The organism is Agrobacterium sp. SORGH_AS_0745, from assembly GCF_030818995.1.
Lineage (GTDB): Bacteria > Pseudomonadota > Alphaproteobacteria > Rhizobiales > Rhizobiaceae > Agrobacterium > Agrobacterium tumefaciens.
In genome coordinates this window covers 1,611,018-1,628,490 of record NZ_JAUTBI010000001.1, presented here as the reverse complement: position 1 = coordinate 1,628,490, position 17,473 = coordinate 1,611,018, and the positions used below count along the sequence as shown (strand labels likewise).

General features: G+C 59.4%; 12 protein-coding genes. 7 read left to right on the top strand and 5 right to left on the bottom strand.

The window, feature by feature from the left end; translation table 11 throughout:
* Positions 1–145: 145 nt before the first annotated feature.
* Both QE432_RS07400 and QE432_RS07395 read left to right on the top strand, forming a co-directional pair.
* Positions 146–1,447, top strand: a complete 1,302-nt coding sequence (locus QE432_RS07400) for an efflux RND transporter periplasmic adaptor subunit (RefSeq protein WP_065687741.1) — start codon at positions 146–148, stop codon at positions 1,445–1,447.
* Positions 1,444–4,587 (top strand): efflux RND transporter permease subunit, encoded by a 3,144-nt coding sequence (locus tag QE432_RS07395; RefSeq protein ID WP_038494007.1) that lies wholly within the window; start codon positions 1,444–1,446, stop codon positions 4,585–4,587. The genes QE432_RS07400 and QE432_RS07395 overlap by 4 nt, the downstream gene beginning before the upstream one ends.
* A 56-nt stretch (positions 4,588–4,643) precedes the next feature.
* On the opposite strand, the gene QE432_RS07390 is transcribed toward QE432_RS07395, so the two are convergent.
* From QE432_RS07390 to QE432_RS07370, 5 genes are all read right to left on the bottom strand, one after another.
* Positions 4,644–5,228 carry an invasion associated locus B family protein gene (locus tag QE432_RS07390; protein WP_065687742.1) on the bottom strand — a complete coding sequence of 195 codons (585 nt, stop codon included), beginning with the start codon at positions 5,226–5,228 and terminating at the stop codon, positions 4,644–4,646.
* Positions 5,228–9,205: an autotransporter domain-containing protein gene (locus QE432_RS07385; RefSeq protein ID WP_065687743.1), complete on the bottom strand. Its 3,978-nt coding sequence runs from the start codon at positions 9,203–9,205 to the stop codon at positions 5,228–5,230. The genes QE432_RS07390 and QE432_RS07385 overlap by 1 nt, the downstream gene beginning before the upstream one ends.
* A 232-nt stretch (positions 9,206–9,437) precedes the next feature.
* Entirely contained in the window at positions 9,438–9,962 is a 525-nt protein-coding gene (locus QE432_RS07380) for a flavin reductase family protein (RefSeq protein ID WP_013761544.1), read from the bottom strand.
* Entirely contained in the window at positions 9,962–10,855 is an 894-nt protein-coding gene (locus QE432_RS07375; RefSeq protein WP_065687744.1) for an aldo/keto reductase, read from the bottom strand. The genes QE432_RS07380 and QE432_RS07375 overlap by 1 nt, the downstream gene beginning before the upstream one ends.
* Positions 10,855–12,012: an LLM class flavin-dependent oxidoreductase gene (locus QE432_RS07370; RefSeq protein ID WP_003510817.1), complete on the bottom strand. Its 1,158-nt coding sequence runs from the start codon at positions 12,010–12,012 to the stop codon at positions 10,855–10,857. Before QE432_RS07370 ends, QE432_RS07375 begins: the two co-directional genes overlap by 1 nt.
* Positions 12,013–12,112: 100 nt before the next feature.
* Here QE432_RS07370 and QE432_RS07365 point away from each other — a divergent pair, with 100 nt between their 5' ends.
* From QE432_RS07365 to QE432_RS07345, 5 genes are all read left to right on the top strand, one after another.
* Entirely contained in the window at positions 12,113–12,817 is a 705-nt protein-coding gene (locus QE432_RS07365) for a GntR family transcriptional regulator (RefSeq protein ID WP_065687745.1), read from the top strand.
* A gap of 332 nt (positions 12,818–13,149) precedes the next feature.
* Complete coding sequence (locus QE432_RS07360; protein WP_065687746.1) at positions 13,150–14,226, top strand: ABC transporter ATP-binding protein; 1,077 nt, start codon at positions 13,150–13,152, stop codon at positions 14,224–14,226.
* A 54-nt stretch (positions 14,227–14,280) separates the two neighbouring features.
* Positions 14,281–15,516 carry an ABC transporter substrate-binding protein gene (locus QE432_RS07355; protein ID WP_065687747.1) on the top strand — a complete coding sequence of 412 codons (1,236 nt, stop codon included), beginning with the start codon at positions 14,281–14,283 and terminating at the stop codon, positions 15,514–15,516.
* 174 nt (positions 15,517–15,690) lie between these two features.
* Positions 15,691–16,602 (top strand): carbohydrate ABC transporter permease, encoded by a 912-nt coding sequence (locus QE432_RS07350; protein ID WP_003510821.1) that lies wholly within the window; start codon positions 15,691–15,693, stop codon positions 16,600–16,602.
* 4 nt (positions 16,603–16,606) lie between these two features.
* Entirely contained in the window at positions 16,607–17,464 is an 858-nt protein-coding gene (locus QE432_RS07345) for a carbohydrate ABC transporter permease (RefSeq protein WP_003500737.1), read from the top strand.
* The last annotated feature ends 9 nt before the right edge of the window (positions 17,465–17,473 follow it).

Genomic DNA, 17,473 nt, shown 5'->3' with positions numbered 1-17,473 from the left:
TGACGGCAGACATCGTCGCTGCCATTACAAAAGTTTAAGGTGATTTTGCAGCGCATTGGGTGTCTTGTGGGAGCTAAAGCTGCTCCCAGGGCTTACCGAACATGTTCGGGAAACATGTATTGCTCTCATTTTGCGGAACCGTCAGATGAAACGTTTCTGGACCGCCCTCAGCGTTCTCGCCATCGCAGCCGCCGGCGCGTGGTATTTTAAAGATCGCCTGCCCCTTGATCGAATTCCCTATCTCAAACAATTCGCCAGCGTTTCGCCACATGCAGAAACGGCAACGGCCGATGGATCTGCCGGCAAGAAGGGCCAGACGTCGCAGAACGGTCAAGCCGGCCAGCAGACAGGCCAGAGGCAAGGTGGCGGGCGGCGCAATGGCGGGCCGCCTACCGTCAGCACCATCGCCGTCAACAAGGCGACGTTGCCAATGGACGCTACGGCGACGGGATGGGCGGTTGCCGCCGACATCACCAATATAGCGCCGCTTCAGGCCGGTCTCGTCACGGAAATCTCCGCGAAGGACGGCCAGCATATCAAGGCGGGTGATCTGATCCTCAAGATGGATGACCGTATCGCCCGCGCAGCCGTCGACAAGGACAAGGCCAATATCGCTGCCGATCAGGCAACGCTGGAACAGACGGAAGCCGCCTTCCAGCGCGCCGCCAATCTGGTCAAGCAGAGCGCAGAGTCCCAGCAGGTGCTGGATCAGGCAAGGGCAGCCAGGGACAGCGCCGCCGCAAAAATCGATGCCGACAAGGCGACGCTTGCTTCCGACCAGGTAACGCTCGAACATATGGAGATCCGTGCGCCCTTCGATGGGCGACTGGGCGATGTTACCGTCAGCCCCGGTGCCTATCTCAGCGCTGGCATCAATATTGTGACGATCACGAAATACGATCCCATCTCTGTCAGTTTTCGCCTGTCGCAGCGCTACCTGCCGCAATTGCGCGAAGGCGTTCAGAAGGACACGGCGGTCGATGTAGACCCGGCGGCAACCGGCGGCGAGCCCATGAGCGGCATGCTGCGTTTTTACGACAACGTCGTAGACCAAACGTCCGGTACCGTACTTGCCAAAGCGGAATTCAAGAACGATCGCGGGCTGTTGTGGCCCGGCCAGTCCGTCAACGTCACGGCTCATTTCGTCTCCGACGCGGAGATGATCGTCGTGCCGACGGTTGCCGTGCGGCCGGGGCCGAAGGGTAATTTCGTCTACACCGTCGATGACAACCACCGTGTTCATATGACGACCGTGGAGGTTGCCCGCTCCAACGGCGATATGACAGCCATTGCCAGCGGCCTCACCGGCGGCGAGCATGTGATCATCGAAGGCCAGTCGGGACTTGCCGACGGTCAACAGGTGGTCGAGCAATTCTCGGACAAGGGCGGCGCGGCCGCCAATCTGGCCGCCAATATTTCGCAGCAGGAACAGGTGGGTAACCCATGATCCCGAATTTCTGCATCAACCGACCCGTCGCAACCACCCTTCTCGCCATCGGCCTCGTGCTCGCCGGGCTTGCCGGTTTCCGCCTGTTGCCCGTCGCTGCGCTGCCGAAAGTCGATTTTCCGACGATCAGCGTTTCGTCGTCGCTGTCGGGCGCCTCGCCGCAAACCATGGCCACCTCAGTCACCACGCCGCTGGTGAAGCAGTTCGAGACCATTCCGGGTGTCAGCGAAATCAGCGCCACCAACACTCTGGGCAACAGCTCCATCGTGCTGCAATTCGATCTCAACCGTGACATCGACGCAGCGGCAGCAGATGTTCAGGCGGCGATCTCGCGCGCACAGCGGCAGTTGCCAAGCAACATGACGACAACGCCGAGTTACCGCAAGACCAACCCGGCCGATGCGCCGGTACTGCTGCTTGCCATCAACAGCAAGGAGATGCCGACCAGCAAGGTGGATGAAATCGCCGAGAATATCATCTCGCCGCTGCTTTCAACCATTTCCGGTGTCGCGCAGGTGAGTATCTACGGCGCGCAGACCTATGCCGTGCGCATTGGCCTCGATCCCTCGCAGCTTCAGGCAAGAGGGCTTGGCGTCGATACCGTCACAACCGCCATCGCGCAGGCGAACAATCAGGTGCCCGTGGGCGCGTTGCAGAACGACAACCAGCGCCTGACGATAGAGGCAGACACCCAGCGCACCGATGCGGCGGCCTTCCGCTCGCTGGTGGTGGCGACAAGCAACGGTGCTTCCATCCATCTCGGCGATATCGCCAATGTCACCGACAGTATCGACAACCCCAATGCCGGCAGTTGGTTCGATGGCGAACAGGCGATCGTTCTTGCCGTGCAGCGCCAGCCGGACGCCAACACCGTTGATGTGGTGGATGCCATCCGGGCCAAGTTACCGGCGCTGCGCCAGCAATTGCCGCCATCGGTCAATATCAACGTCATGAATGACGCCTCGACCGCGATCAAGGACGCGATTGCCGACGTACAGTTCACGCTGCTCCTCACCATCGGGCTGGTGGTCGCGGTTATCTATCTCTTCACCGGGCATCTGACGGCGACCATTATTCCGGGCCTTGCCGTGCCGCTATCACTGATTACCGCCTTCGGGGCCATGTATGTTCTGGGGTACAGTATCGACAATATCTCGCTACTCGGACTGACATTGTCGGTCGGACTTGTGGTGGACGATGCGATCGTCATGCTGGAAAACATCCTGCGACTGCACGAAGAAAAAGGCCTGACAATGCGCGAGGCGGCCCTTCAGGGCGCCGCGGAAGTCAGCGGCACCATTCTGTCCATGTCCATCTCACTGGTTGCAGTGTTCATTCCCATTCTGCTGATGGGCGGAGTGATCGGCAGGCTGTTTAACGAATTCGGCATGGTGGTAACGCTGGCAATCATGGCGTCGGCGCTGGTTTCGCTGACTGTCACGCCCATGCTCGCCTCAAGGCTTTCGGGTCATTCCTCCAGACCGCCGGCCATCATCCGTTGGTTCGACGCCGGCTTCGAGCGCACGCTTCGCCTCTATGGCAAGGCCGTCGGCTGGTGCCTTTCCCATCGCCGCGTGGTTCTGGGCGCATTCCTGGCATCGGTTGCAGCATCGCTTTATCTGTTCGAGACTTTGCCTTCCAGCTTCTTCCCGCAGGAAGATATCGGTCGCCTTTCCGTGTCGACGCAGGCGCGTGAGGACATTTCCTATACCGCGATGCGCGATCTTCAGGCGCAGGTGGCCGATCAGATCCGCAAGAACCCGGCCGTGGTGCATGTGACCTCTACAGTCGGCGGCAATTCCCGCAACCCGCTGAATAACGGCTCGATGTTCGTGGAGCTGAAGCCGAAGGAAGAGCGTGCACCGCTAAGCCAGGTATTGGCGGAACTTGGCCAGGCGACATCGAAGGTGGCGGGCATCCGCACCTATATCAATCCCCAGCAAAGCTTACGTTTGGGCGGGCGCAGCTCCGCCAGCCAATACCAACTCGTCATTCAGGGCCTGAACGCCGACGCGACCAATGAATGGTCGAACAAGCTGATGGAGGCGATGCGCCGCGACCGCACATTCGCCGCCGTCAATTCCGACGCTCAGAACGGCGCAATTGCGGCGACGATTTCGGTCGACCCGGAAAAGGCAGCCGCCTTCGGCATTACCAACGACCAATTGCGCAAGACGCTGGAAATGTCGTTCGGCGGTTATACGGCGGCGCAAATCCAGTCGACCGGTGATAGCTATGATGTGATCGTCGAATTCGACAGCTCGAAACAGTGGAATGACGATTTCCTGAGCGACATCAACATTCTCTCGGCAAAATCGGGTGTTCTGGTTCCGCTTTCCAACTTCGCCACCCTCACCCGCACGCAGGCGCCGGTGACCATCAACCAGACGGGCCAGCTCGTTTCTACGACCGTCTCTTTCAACCTGCCGGATGGCGTGGCGCTTTCGGATGCGACGAGCCGTATTGACCAGATCAAAACCACCATCGGCCTGCCGCAGGACGTGTTCACCAGCTATGGCGGCACGGCGGCAATATTCCAGCAGAGCCAGGGCAATACCGGCATCCTCATTCTTGCGGCGGTGTTGACCATCTATGTGGTGCTGGGTGTGCTTTACGAAAGCTTCATCCACCCGCTGACCATCCTTTCCGGTCTGCCGGCGGCGGCTTTTGGCGCGCTGGTGGCGCTGAAGGTGATGGGCATGGATTTCTCGATCATTGCGCTGATCGGGCTGTTGATGCTGATCGGCATCGTCAAGAAAAACGCGATCATGATGATCGACGTTGCGGTGGAACTGATCCGCGAAAAGGCCGAACCGCCCACCAGCGCCATCCACGAAGCCTGCGTGCGCCGTTTCCGGCCGATCATGATGACGACCTTCTGCGCGCTGCTGGGCGCCCTGCCCATCGCCCTCGGCTCAGGCGCCAGCTCGGAACTGCGCCAGCCACTTGGTGTTGCCGTGGTCGGTGGTCTCATCGTCTCGCAATTGCTGACGCTGTTCATCACCCCGGTCATCTTCGTGGAAATGGACAGGTTGGGTACCTACCTCACCGGGCTGTTTTCGCGCAAGACATCGGCTAAAAAACACGCGGAACCGCAAAAGCCGGAAAGTGCCAGCGAACCCGATTCCGTCGCGGCATAGATCGTAGATACGCATTTCCGGACACAAACCGCGATGCGGTTTCTACTGGAAATGCTCTAATGCAAGCTTCCGAGGCGCTCCAGTGCCTCGGAAAATCCCTGTCCCTGCAACTGGAACGAAACCGTTCGGCCCTGCAGATCGGGGGCCTCTATTGTCAGGGTTTGTCCGGCCTTCAGCGCGGTTACAAGTTCGACGAACGGCGTGAAGGAAACGATGCAGCCCACGGGCAGACACGTGCTGACCTGAACTTCCTGCAACCGCACATTTCCGGATTTTACCGAAAACAGCTTTGTGACGGCAAGGCCGAAAGGCATGACCACGGTGCCGGAAAGCTTACCCGGCGTCCCGACATCATCAAGCCGGAACTCGACGGAGACGACCAGTTTGCGTGTCTTCTCCTCAAGCTGGACCTGAGCGATGGCGCAGAGCGGTTTTTCCGTCTCCGCCACCGGCTTACTGGCGTCATTATCATCTTTTTTCGCAGGCGCGACGCAAGCAAGCTGCCAACTCCCGTGAACCTCACGCAACGGCGCGTCCGCCTTTTTTTCTGCATCTTGCGCGGGAGCACCGCCCGCCACCAAACCGGCGGACAGGAACACCGTGAGAGCCGTTTTCCAAAGCGTGTTTTGACTGCGCTTCATCAGAAACGAACTCCAAGTTGGGCTGAAGCAGATTGATCCAGAAGACCCGCGCCAAAAACCGCGCCGTAACGGAATGTCAAGGTCGCGGATGGGTTGAGATTGTAGCTAAGCCCCAGATTGATCAATGCCACGTCGCGCGCCATGGCAGCACTTGTCACAGAAAACGCACTGCCACCATCGTAGAACAGTGCACTCTCCATCATCGGATCGCCATAGGCATGACGCCACCCGATATCGAGCATCGCGCGTCCAAGCATCCCCTCCAACGCAATGTCACGGCTGATGCGCGCCCCGAGCGTCGAATAAAACTCGTCGTGGCTGACGGCACCCGAAGAGACGGCGGCGATACCGCCCATCTCCCGGAAAGCATCCGTCCGCGTATTCACGTAAGCGATATTGGCGTAAGGCTCGATATGGGTGAGATCGAAATCGAACCGCCAGGCGGCTTCGGCAAAGACCTGCGTGGTGGAAGCGTCGTAACCAGCGGTTAGGTCCTCCTTCAATGTTGAAAAGGAAACCGCCCGGCGCGTTTCGACATCCTGAAAGGCGTGGGTTGCACCAAGACGCAGGGATGCAGGGCCAATTGTTTTGCCCGCATAACCCGCCACATAGTAGCCGTCCACGTCAGCAGATGCCGCAGGAGAACCCTGGCTGATCACATCGCGGCCGTATCCGGCGGCCACCCCGGCACGCCAGCCATCAGCCAAATCTCCGTCAATACCAAAGAGGACGCCGCCGCCCTTCATGTCGGCCGATGCGCCGTTTCCATCACCATCGGTGCGGCCGCGAGAGCCGAAACCACTGGACCAGAACGTGAGTGAACCCTCGTCAATGTCAAACGGGTTTGATCCGCCTTCAGCATAGGCGACCGGCAGGATCGGGCGCGCATCGACACCTTCGAAAGCACTGCGCAGCCGGTTGAGAATGACATCGCGGGTGAGTTGGCTGCGGTTGATCAAAGCCATGGCAAGCGAGGGATGAATTTCCCCGGCAAGCTGCGCGAAGGCGGATTGGGTTTCGCCCTGTTGCAGAAACACGGCCGCCTCGTAGAGCGGCGAGCTTTCCCCAAGCGCCTCTATGGCGTTGGCGGCCCCGCGCGCATTGGGCGTCGATGTTTCAGCGGCCAGAAAGCCGGCATCCGGTGATGCCCGGGCGAAGGAAAGATAGGTGCTGCCGTCGTCAGCACTCCGGGCTACCATTGCGGTCAGATAGGCGAAATTTTCGCCGACACTTGAAAACGTACCGGTAATTCCACCCGTTGCCGTCAGGATCGTGTAGCGGGTGCTGAGGCTATAGGCAGTTTGGTTCGCCAGCGACGTAACGACAAGACTGACATCATTGTCGATGGTGATGGTTCCGGTCACGGCAAGCCTGTCGGAATTGCCGGCGGCGTCGATTTCAACCTCATAGCGAGAGCCACTAGCAAATGTTGCGCTGCCCGTGGAAGCCAGCGTGCCGATCGAATTGCCGGGCGCGAGCGTGCCACCCGAGCCGACGGTCAGGCCGCCGATGGTGCCGGAGCCGCCAAGTGTCGCGCCGGTACCGACCGAAACAGCGCTTGCAAGCGAGCCATTGACGCTGAGCTTTCCAGAGGAAACCGCAGTGGTGCCCGTATAGGTACTATTTCCGGTCAAGACCAGATTGCCATCGCCCGTCTTTTCAAAGGTGCCAGTACCGCTGATGGCATTGGAAAGCGTGCCGGCACCATCGACAACGAGTTGCGCATCATTGGCGATGCCGCCCGAGCCGAAACTTTTTGAGTTGCCTTTCAGCGTGCCGGAGGAAATCGTGGTGCCGCCGGAATAGCTGTTATTGCCGCCAAGCGTTGTGACGCCAGCTTCGGCAACGACTTTGCCCGCACCTGAAATATCGGCTGAGAGTATATAGCCGGTCTCGGAATGGTTGAAGACGATGCTGCCGTTGCCTGCACCGAAAGCAATCGTGCGCGCTTCTAACGCACCGGCTGAGCGGGCGGTTTGGCCCGCGGCAGCTCCGATGTTGAGCACGCCTGTGGAACCCGCCGATGCGGCAATGAGAATAGTGGGCGCAGCCAGCGAGGCTCCGCCGGTTATCTCAACGGAACCGTTTCCGGCATCGCCGACGACCATGAGATTGCCAACCGCAACGCGCGATCCCACACCGCTTACCAGAACGTTTCCATTCGATCCCGCCGCACTGCCCGCATAGAGATCATAGGCATCAAGTGATCCGCCGTTCGTAACGGTCAAGCTTCCGGAACCTTCAAAACCCACATCGACGGAGCCGGAGTTCACAACGCCGTTGTCGATATAAGCGGTGACGTTCGAACCCGATCCTGTGATCGTCATCGTGCCGGAGGAACCGGCAAGATCACCGAGCATCACCTTGGCAGCTTTGATACCGCCGCCGGCGCTGACAGACACATTTCCTGTAGTCCCGCCTCCGTATCCGACAAAAAACGTTCCGGTCATCGCCCAGCTCGATCCGTTGCCCGCCACCGTTACGGTGGAAGTGGAACCGCCATGGGCCGCAACATAGCCGTCGCGGCTTTCCACCGTGCCACCGGCCTCGACGGTCATGGAACCGTTGCCGTCAAGGCCGACATTGAGATCGGCGCGGCTTTGCAATTTGCTGCCGGCACCGGATACCCGGGCGGAACCGGTACCACCGGCATTTGCTCCAATGATAATATTCGCTGCATCGACAAGGCCGCCGCCCGTAACCGCCAGCGAACCCGTGCCACTCACACCCACCTCGAGATCGCCACGGTTGACTGTCCAGACCGAGCCCTGCCCATCCACGGCGGCAGCGCCCGTTGCACCCGCCACAACGCCAAGCCGCGCCGTCGTACTATCAACGGAGCCACCCGCCATAACGTTGAGCTTACCATTGCCGGCGGCACCGCCCGGATCGGCGACATCGCCGCCGACCTGCAGGTCGCCGGTCCTCCAGTTCGAGCCGTCGCCGGTGACAGTCGCCTCACTTGCCGAATGGCGGCCGACAATGGCCTCGCCACTGGTCACGGTCCCTGCGGCCTCTACGAGAAGCGTTGCAGCTCCCGAATTGCCAACGACGAGCGATCCGCCGCTTTGCAGCGCGGAGCCCAGACGGCTTACCGTCACGGAACTTCCGTCCGCAGAAGCCAGATCGGCGATGACCGTGGTCGTCCGGCTGGTGACCGTGCCGCCGCCGGTGATGGTGAGCGTGCCAACGCCCGCACCACCAACAACGAGGTCCGACGACATGGTCCAGCGGCTGCCCGCACCCGACACCAGGGCCGTCCCTGCGGTAGTGGCATCTTTGGCCAGCAGGCCTTTGGCGCTTTGCAGCGCGCTGGCGCCAAGCACATCCAGATAGCCGTTTCCGCCAGTTGCGGAAGATAGCGGATCGCTGTAACCCACAAGAACCGTATCGGCGATCCTCAGTGTAGATGCGTTGTCGAGCTTGACGGAGCCGCTTCCCGTCCCGCTTTTGCCAACATGGATGTTTTCCGACGATGCCGTTGTGCCGTGTGACAGAAGAAGGGTGGCCGTGCCGTCGCCGCCAACAATGATGTTACTTTCATTCGCCCAGTTTGCGCCGCTGAATGTGGCGGAGCCGGTCGCTCCGCTGGCCGTTCCGAGAATGACGGATTTCGTCTGCAAGCCGCCCTGAACCACCAGCGTGCCGGCGCCCGCAGCATTGCCTATCGCCAGTTGCTGCACTTCAGCGGTTGTTCCTATGTTGATGATCGGACCGTAAGAATTGATGATCGCCTCATCGCCGGCATTGGGAACACGTTGCGATGGACCCCAGTTCGAGGCGGTAACCCAGTCTTCGCCGTCAGAGCCTGTCCACTGCAAGGTGTCGGCGACGACAACCGGCGCGGTGAAAAGTGAGGATATGAGGACAAGAAGCCCCGTTGCCCCACCAGGGAAAAACCTGCTTGGCGCTGCTGCGCACATTTCTGCTGTCGGACAGGTTTCCCCTTCCGAAACATGGCAGAAACAAGCGGACATTCAGTCTCCCTAACCCGCGCGACGTGCGGTCTTCCTTTGATCGAGCGAATCATTTTGTGAATCAGATCAACTACGCCAGTTTGAAAGATGATTTCCAGTATGAACAGCGCAAAGCGTGGTTTTTACTGACAGACGAAACAAAAACGGAGCACGACAGGCGCGCTCCGTTAAATAAGCAACAGATGGCTGGAGTAAATCTCTACCGAGATCGAACGGGAAAATCCCGTTCTGCCTACTGCTTTGAAAACCGCCCGAAGGCTCCGCCTGAAAAGCACAGGGGATCGCCATCGCGGTGGGCGGCACGCAGCACTTCGCCGACGATGATGGTGTGATCGCCCGCATCGTGGGCTGCCGCCTGCCGGCATTCGAAACGGGCGAGCGTGCCCGGAATGACCGGAACGCCCTCGTCGTTGATTTCCCAGTCAAGATCGTCAAATGCGCGGCCGTTGCGGGTGAAGCGGGCGCTCAGCACGTCCTGATCTGCGCTCAGCACATGGATGGCGAAATGCGTTGCGCCGCTGAAGGCCGGATAGCGCGATGAATTTTTGGCAGGCGACCACAGCACCAGCGGCGGATCGAGCGATACCGACGCGAAGCTGTTGACCGTCATACCGATCGGCCCTTCGGGCGTCGTTGCCGTCACCACCGTTACGCCGGTGGTGAAAGCGCCGAGCGCATTGCGAAAGCTGCGGCTGTTTTCGCCGCCGGGAACAAATACATGCTCATTGGGCATTTTGATCGCTTCTGCGACTGTCATCACGGCACCTCGCTTCCAATTGCAAGTGTGTAAAGCTCAAACCAGGTCTGGCGGTCGATGGTGACGCGCAGGGCATCGGCCGCCGTTTTTATGCGCTGAATATTGTTGGTGCCGAGCACGGGCACGATCTTTGCCGGATGCCGCAGCAGCCAGGCGATGGCAACGGCAGTGGCATCGACGCCCTGCTCGTTGCCGATGCGCTGCAGGGCAGCCATGGTTCCACCATGCGCACCGGAAAACAGCGAACCGCCGCCAAGCGGCGACCATGCCATCGGTGAAACGCGCTTTTCCTGCAGGAAGGCCAGATCGCCATTGGTGAAGCTATCGGTAGCAAGCAAGCTCATTTCGATCTGGTTCGTAACCAGCCTATTGCTCATAGCCGATTGCAGCAGGGCGAAATCCCACGGGCGGAAATTGGAAACGCCCACGGCCTTGACCTTGCCGGAAGCTACCAGTGCATCGAGCGCCTTGCCGGTTTCTTCGGGATCGATCAACGGATCGGGCCGGTGGATCAGCAACAGATCGACACGATCTGTGCCCATGTCACGCAAGGAGGCCTCGACTGAAGCGTTGATATGGCCAGCCGTGGTATCGTAATGCTTGACGCGGGCGGCTGAGTGACGCCCGGCTGGCGCCACGATGCCGCATTTCGTCACGATCTCGATCTTGTCGCGAAGGGATGGAGCTGCCTTGAGGCCGGCACCCAGAATGGCTTCCGCCGTGTATCCACCATATATATCAGCCTGATCCATGGTGGTGATGCCCTGCGCCAGGCAGGCTTCGATCTTTGCCTGTACATGGGAAGGCGAAGTATCAGCATCGTCGCCGATGCGCCACATGCCGTAAACGATGCGGCTAAGTTCCAGGTTTTCAGAAAGAGCGATACGTTCCATCAGTGGCGTTCCCCGTTGCCCAGCGGCGTAGCAGGTGTTTCAGAAGGCACCCGGCCGTATGCATGCGGCAGGGAGCAGGTTTTCATTTGCGGCAGGACCTTGGTTCCGAAGTGTTCAGCCTCGTCGAGATGCGGATAACCCGAGAGGATGAAGGCGCGAATACCCATTTTCTGGTATTCCTCCAGCGCCGAAAGGACCTTATCGGTGGAGCCGACGAGCGCTGCACCACAGCCGGAGCGCGCCCGGCCGATGCCGGTCCACAGGTTGGGTTCGACATAACCGAACTTGTCGGCCAGTTCCCGGGCCCGCGCCTGATGCGATACACCGAGTGAGCCGCTATCGTGGGCGCGGTTGCGGATCAGCTGGCCATATTCGTCGTCGAGCTTCGAGACCAGATGCTCGGCATATTCACGCGCTTCCTGTTCGGTATCGCGCACGACCATGTGGACTCGCAGGCCGTAATCCAGCGTGCGGCCATGGGCTGCGGCACGCTCATGGGCAGCGCGCATGCGGTCTGCGAGCTGGTCTTTCGTTTCGGGCCACATCAGATACACGTCGCATTGCGCGCCGCACAGCTCAAGCGCATCCGGCGAATAACCGCCGAAATAGAGTAGCGGACCGCCATTCTGCTGGTACGGACGTGCAGGCTCGGTGGAGACACCCTTGAACTGGTATATCTCGCCGTCATGGTCAATCGTGTCACGGGTCCAGGCCTGGCGCAAAATCTGCACGACTTCATGGCTGCGTTTGTAGCGAAACGCGCTGTCAGCCACCTCGCCGGGAAAATCGGAGCTGATGACGTTGAGCGTCAGGCGGCCCTTCAGCATGTGATCGAGCGTCGCCACCGTACGCGCCAGCATGATCGGCTGCATTTCGCCGCAACGGATTGCAGCAAGGAAATTGATGCGGTCACTGATCGGAGCGCAACCCGCCACGAAGCTCAACGTGTCCTGGCCGACCTGATAGGAAGAGGGGCAGAGAATGTTGCGAAAACCGAGTTCCTCGGCCTTTTTGACGATATCCGAGCAATGTTCGAAGCTGGAGCGCAGGCTGCCATCCGGCACGCCCAGATAGGCGTAATCATCGGAACAAAGGGCAGAAAACCAGGAGACCTCGGCAGCATCGAGATCAGCGGATGTAACGGGTACGACGGTCATGCAATTCCTCCTCAAGGCCGCTCTCGTTTTTCTTGCATAACATCAAGAAATATGTAAATCAATGATGTATCAATTTTTGTTTTGCGGAGGGGATAGCATCATGAAACACACGGGCGGCAGCCTGCCTATGTATTTGCAGATCGCCGAAATGCTGGTGCGCGAAGTCGCTGCGGGCCGTCTGACAGATGGTGAAAAGCTTGCTCCCGAAAGGGATATGGCAGCCGATCTCGGCATTGCTGTCGGCACGCTTCGCAAGGCGCTTGCGGAGTTGCAGGAGCGTGGACTGCTGGAGCGTGTGCAGGGTTCCGGCAATTATATCCGCGCGGTCAGCGATCCCCAGAGCGTTTATGCCTTCTTCCGGCTGGAGATGATCGAGGGCGGTGGCCTGCCAACGGCGGAGGTGCTGGATGTTGCCCGCCTTGCCAAGTCATCCACCCTACCCGCCTTTGGCACATCGCCGGAAGGCCACCGCATCCGCCGCCTGAGGCGTATCGCGGGGAAACCGGCGGCAATCGAGGAGATCTGGCTAGACGGTTCCTATGTCGACACGATTACCATCGAGAACCTGTCGGAATCGCTCTATCTCTATTATCGCACCCGCCTCAATCTCTGGATATCGAAGGCAGAAGACCGCATCGACCTCGGGGAAGTGCCAGAATGGGCGCCTGCACAATTCGGCCAGAAACCCGGCGCGTCGGTGCCGCGTGTCCTTCGCCTGAGCCAGGGTCAGGACGGAGCCGTGGCTGAAGTCTCATGGACATGGTTCGACCACACCGTCGCACGGTACGTTTCACGCATACGTTGAAAACGCACGAAATTCGCGTGATCCACATGGACAGAGAAAATTGACCACAGGCAAGGAAGCCGCGACCTGCCACGCAGGGGTTTTCGTTGAAATATTTCTACAAATCAAAGCTTTGCCGGTTTTTGATTTCTGTCAGAAATAAAATTGATACACTATTGATTTCCTTTTGACGAAAGGTAATATCACGGGCCTAGGGAGACAGGCGTTTGGCCGTCCCACGATATCGCCGGACGATCGGGATGATTTTTTCGAAAAGCGATGCGTGGATTTGAAGGTTGATGCCGGGTTTGCGTTCATCGGATTTTGGACGCCCCGGACGTGAGGAGGAAAAGATGGCTTCAGTCAGCCTGCGCAAGCTGGACAAGAGTTACGGTGCCCTGCGCATCGTCAAGGGTATCGACCTTGAAATCAACGATGGTGAATTCGTGGTTTTCGTCGGCCCCTCAGGCTGCGGAAAATCCACGACGTTGCGCATGGTCGCCGGGCTGGAAAGCATCAGCGGCGGTGAGGTGATGATCGGCGACCGCGTTGTCAACAAACTGCCGCCGCGCGAGCGTGACATCGCCATGGTGTTTCAGGACTACGCACTTTACCCGCACAAGACGGTGCGTGAAAACATGGGTTTCAGCCTGAAGGTACGTGGTGTCAGCGCCTCGCAGGCCAATGCCAGCATTGATGAGGCAGCGAATATGCTGGGCATCAGCCATCTGCTGGACCGTCGTCCGGGCCAGCTTTCCGGCGGCCAGCGCCAGCGCGTGGCCATGGGTCGCGCCATCGTGCGCCGCCCGCAGGTGTTCCTGTTCGACGAGCCGCTTTCCAACCTCGACGCAAAACTGCGCGGACAGGTTCGCACGGAAATCAAGCGCCTGCACCAGCAGCTCGGCACCACCATCATCTACGTGACGCATGATCAGGTGGAGGCGATGACGCTGGCTGACCGCATCGTCATTCTGCGTGGCGGCGATATCGAGCAGGTGGGCACGCCGGACGAGGTCTATAACCGTCCGGAAAGCGTGTTCGTCGGCGGTTTCGTCGGTGCGCCTGCCATGAATTTCGCCCGCGCCAGAGTGACCGGCGACAGGCTGACATTTACGGACGGCAACTCTCTTCCACTGGCAGCAATCAGACCGTCCCGTGAAACGGCGCTCGATGGACGGGAGGTCATCGTCGGCATTCGCCCTGAACATTTCGGTCCTGCCGGGGGATTTGACACACAGCTCTCCGTCAAGGTGCAGGTGGTGGAGCCTTTGGGGTCGGATACGCTGGTGCATTTCACCCTCGGTGATGCGTCGCTGACGGCGAGAATGCCGCCAGAGATGAAACCGGCTCCGAATGAGGAACTGAAGATCGGCCTCGACCCATCGAAGGTGCACCTGTTCGACGTGACGACGGAACGCTCCATTCAGTGACAGGATCGGGCCGCCACCGGCCCGGCTTCAAGATTTCAATAACGGGAGGAAAACATGAAATTCAAAGCCCTTACGGGAGCGGCGCTCTGCGCAACGATGCTCAGCTTTTCGGGACAGGCCTTTGCCGACGCCGAACTCAAAATCTTCGTTTCCAGCCAGCATCAACCCGACGTGTGGCGCAAGGCGCTCGATCAATATGAGGCGAAGACGCCGGGCGTGAAAGTCGTGATCGAGACCGGCGGTAACACCTCCGAAATGCAGGCGCAATATCTCAACACCGTCATGTCTGCCAAGGATTCGAGCCTTGACGTGCTGATGCTCGATGTCATCCGTCCCGCACAATTCGCAACCGCTGGCTGGACCAGCGATTTCTCCGGCAAGGACTTGTCCGCCTACCTGCCGACCTATGCAGAAGCAAACACCGTGAACGGCAAGATCGTGGCGCTGCCGGCGTTCGCCGATTCCATGTTCCTCTACTATCGCAAGGACTTGCTGGACAAATACGGCATCCAGCCGCCGATCACCTGGGATGAGCTGAAGGAAGCCTCAAAAAAGGTGATGGAGGGCGAAAAGAACCCCGAACTTCAGGGCCTCTCCTTCCAGGGTAAGGCCATCGAAGGTGCGGTATGCACGTTCCTGCTGCCCTACTGGAGCGAAGGCAAGTCGCTGGTTCAAAACGGCAAGCTGAATTTCGACAATCAGGCGGCCGTGGATTCGCTGAAGCTCTGGAAAAGCTTCGTCGACGAAGGCATTTCCAAGAAGAACATTTCCGAAGTTGCGACCGACGACACGCGCAAGGAATTCCAGGCGGGCAAGGTTCTCTTCGCCGTCAACTGGTCCTACGCCTGGACCCATTTTCAGGGCAAGGAATCCCAAGTGAACGACAAGGTTGGCGTCGCCCGGTTGCCGGCCGTCAAGGGCGGAGAGCAGACGACGTGCCTCGGCGGCTGGGAATTCGGCGTTTCCGCCTATTCCAAGCAGCAGGACGAAGCCAAGAAACTGGTGGAATATCTGTCCAGCCAGGATGTTTCGAAGTTCATGGCCATCAATGCCGCGCTGCTGCCCACCTATGCCTCGCTCTACAAGGATGCTGATGTGACCAAGTCCATCCCTTGGTTTGCGGATGCTCTTCCGGTTGTTGAAACGGCAAAGGCCCGTCCGGTCACACCGCGTTACAACGAGGTCAGCGAAACGATCCGCACCACCGTCAATGGCGTGCTTGCGGGCGTGATGTCGCCGGAAGACGGCGCAAAGCAGATGGAAAGCCGTCTGCGCCGCGTATTGCGCTAAGCCCTGTGGCCGGGGGCGGCATGCAGGACATGCCGTTGCCGGCCCGTTTGGCCGAACCAGTGAAAATCGCCTGAACGGCGCGATAAACGGGCCGGGACTTAACCGGTCTGATCGGGAGACGATGACGTGAATTCAGTTGCGGGAGTGGCAGACGTGACGATGCCGGAGAGAACAATGGTCAGGGTGGACGAGAAACCGCAGCCGCGCTGGACGCGGTGGCTCGATCTCGGTGACCGGTCGCTTGCCGTGCTTTTGCTGGCGCCTGCAGCCATTCTTCTTTCGCTTATCATCGTTTATCCGGTGGCGCGTCTCGTCTACACCTCGTTTTTCAGCCTTTCGCTGACATCGGGCCTGCCGGCGGAATTCATCGGCTTTGAAAACTACACGGCGATGCTCGATGACCCGATTTTCTGGGAAACGACCTGGAATACGGTGCTGATAACGCTGATAACGGTGCCGGGAGCGCTGTTCATGGGCCTGGGCCTTGCGCTCCTCGCAAACCTGCCGTTTTCGATGCAATGGCCGATGCGCCTGTCGCTGCTCATCCCCTGGGCGCTGCCTCTGTCGTTCGCCGGCCTCATCTTCGCGTGGTTTTTCCACTACGAATACGGCGTGGTCAACGATGTGCTGAACCGGCTGGGCTTTGAAGGCATCATCTGGTTCAACTCCCCGAACTGGGCCTTTGCGGCCATCTGCCTGACCATCATCTGGAAGACCTCCTCCTTCATGGCACTGATGATCCTTGCAGGGCTGCAAACCATTCCGCGCTCGCTTTATGAAGCCGCCGATGTGGATGGCGCCGGCAAGCTCAGGCAGTTCTTCGAGATCACGCTGCCGCTCCTAAAGCCCTCGATCGTCGTTGCTCTCATCTTCCGTACGATTACGGCGCTGCAGACCTTTGATATTCCATACATGATGACCGGCGGCGGCCCCGGCACATCAACCACGACGCTCGCCATGTACATTCACCAGAACACCGTTTCCTTCCTCGATCTCGGTTACGGTTCGGCACTGGCGGTCATGATGTTTGCGCTCTCCATGTGCGTCACCGCCGTTTATCTCCGCATTATCAGGACGAAGGACTGATCCCATGAGCACCGTTGCGACCTCCTCCGGTCTGTCCTCCTTCTTCTCCGGCAAGCCGCTGCGCTTCATTGCGGCCTCCATATTGCTGGTCAACGGCCTGTTTCCGGCAATATGGATCCTGTTCACCTCGCTGAAAACCGAAGCGGAACTGACGGTGAAACCGATCACATGGTTTCCGCATGCGCCGACGCTTGCCAATTACATGCAGGCCTTTTCCGACCAGCCGTTGCACCTCTTCCTGTTCAACAGCTTCATGGTCGCGCTGCTTTCCACGGCACTCACAATTCTGATTTCGGTGCTGGCAGCCTATGCGCTGGCGCGGCTCGATCTCAAGTACCGGGCGCTGATCCTCTCGCTCATCATCGCCGTTTCCACATTCCCGCTGGTAACGCTGCTGGTGCCTCTGTTCGAGATCATGCGTGCGCTCAACCTGCTCAATAGCTGGACCGCTCTTATACTGCCTTACACCGTGCTCTCCCTGCCGGTCTGCACGCTGATGCTGGTGTCCTTCTTCGAAAGCATCCCGCGCGATCTGGAAAACGCCGCCATGATTGATGGCTGCACCCGCATCGGCGCGCTGTTCAAGGTTGTCGTGCCGCTATGCGCGCCAGGCGTCTTCACCGCCGGTATTCTCGCTTTCGTGAACGCCTGGGACGAATTCCTGCTGGCGCTTTCCTTCAATTCCAATCCGGCACTGCGCACGCTGCCGGTCGGCATCCAGCTTTACCAGGGTGAGTTCGCTTTCCCCTGGCCCGTCATCTCGGCGGCGCTGGTGGTCGGCATCGTCCCGGTTGCGATCCTGATCGTCATCTTTCAGGAACGCGTCGTCTCCGGTCTCACCGCCGGCGGTCTCAAGGGTTAAACAGGTACA

What these genes read in the sequence shown, in the direction of transcription:
- QE432_RS07400 (WP_065687741.1), top strand. Translation starts at nt 146, where the DNA reads ATGAAACGTTTCTGGACCGCCCTCAGCGTTCTCGCCATCGCAGCCGCC.
- QE432_RS07395 (WP_038494007.1), top strand. Translation starts at nt 1,444, where the DNA reads ATGATCCCGAATTTCTGCATCAACCGACCCGTCGCAACCACCCTTCTC.
- QE432_RS07390 (WP_065687742.1), bottom strand. Translation starts at nt 5,228, where the DNA reads ATGAAGCGCAGTCAAAACACGCTTTGGAAAACGGCTCTCACGGTGTTC.
- QE432_RS07385 (WP_065687743.1), bottom strand. Translation starts at nt 9,205, where the DNA reads ATGTCCGCTTGTTTCTGCCATGTTTCGGAAGGGGAAACCTGTCCGACA.
- QE432_RS07380 (WP_013761544.1), bottom strand. Translation starts at nt 9,962, where the DNA reads ATGACAGTCGCAGAAGCGATCAAAATGCCCAATGAGCATGTATTTGTT.
- QE432_RS07375 (WP_065687744.1), bottom strand. Translation starts at nt 10,855, where the DNA reads ATGGAACGTATCGCTCTTTCTGAAAACCTGGAACTTAGCCGCATCGTT.
- QE432_RS07370 (WP_003510817.1), bottom strand. Translation starts at nt 12,012, where the DNA reads ATGACCGTCGTACCCGTTACATCCGCTGATCTCGATGCTGCCGAGGTC.
- QE432_RS07365 (WP_065687745.1), top strand. Translation starts at nt 12,113, where the DNA reads ATGAAACACACGGGCGGCAGCCTGCCTATGTATTTGCAGATCGCCGAA.
- QE432_RS07360 (WP_065687746.1), top strand. Translation starts at nt 13,150, where the DNA reads ATGGCTTCAGTCAGCCTGCGCAAGCTGGACAAGAGTTACGGTGCCCTG.
- QE432_RS07355 (WP_065687747.1), top strand. Translation starts at nt 14,281, where the DNA reads ATGAAATTCAAAGCCCTTACGGGAGCGGCGCTCTGCGCAACGATGCTC.
- QE432_RS07350 (WP_003510821.1), top strand. Translation starts at nt 15,691, where the DNA reads ATGGTCAGGGTGGACGAGAAACCGCAGCCGCGCTGGACGCGGTGGCTC.
- QE432_RS07345 (WP_003500737.1), top strand. Translation starts at nt 16,607, where the DNA reads ATGAGCACCGTTGCGACCTCCTCCGGTCTGTCCTCCTTCTTCTCCGGC.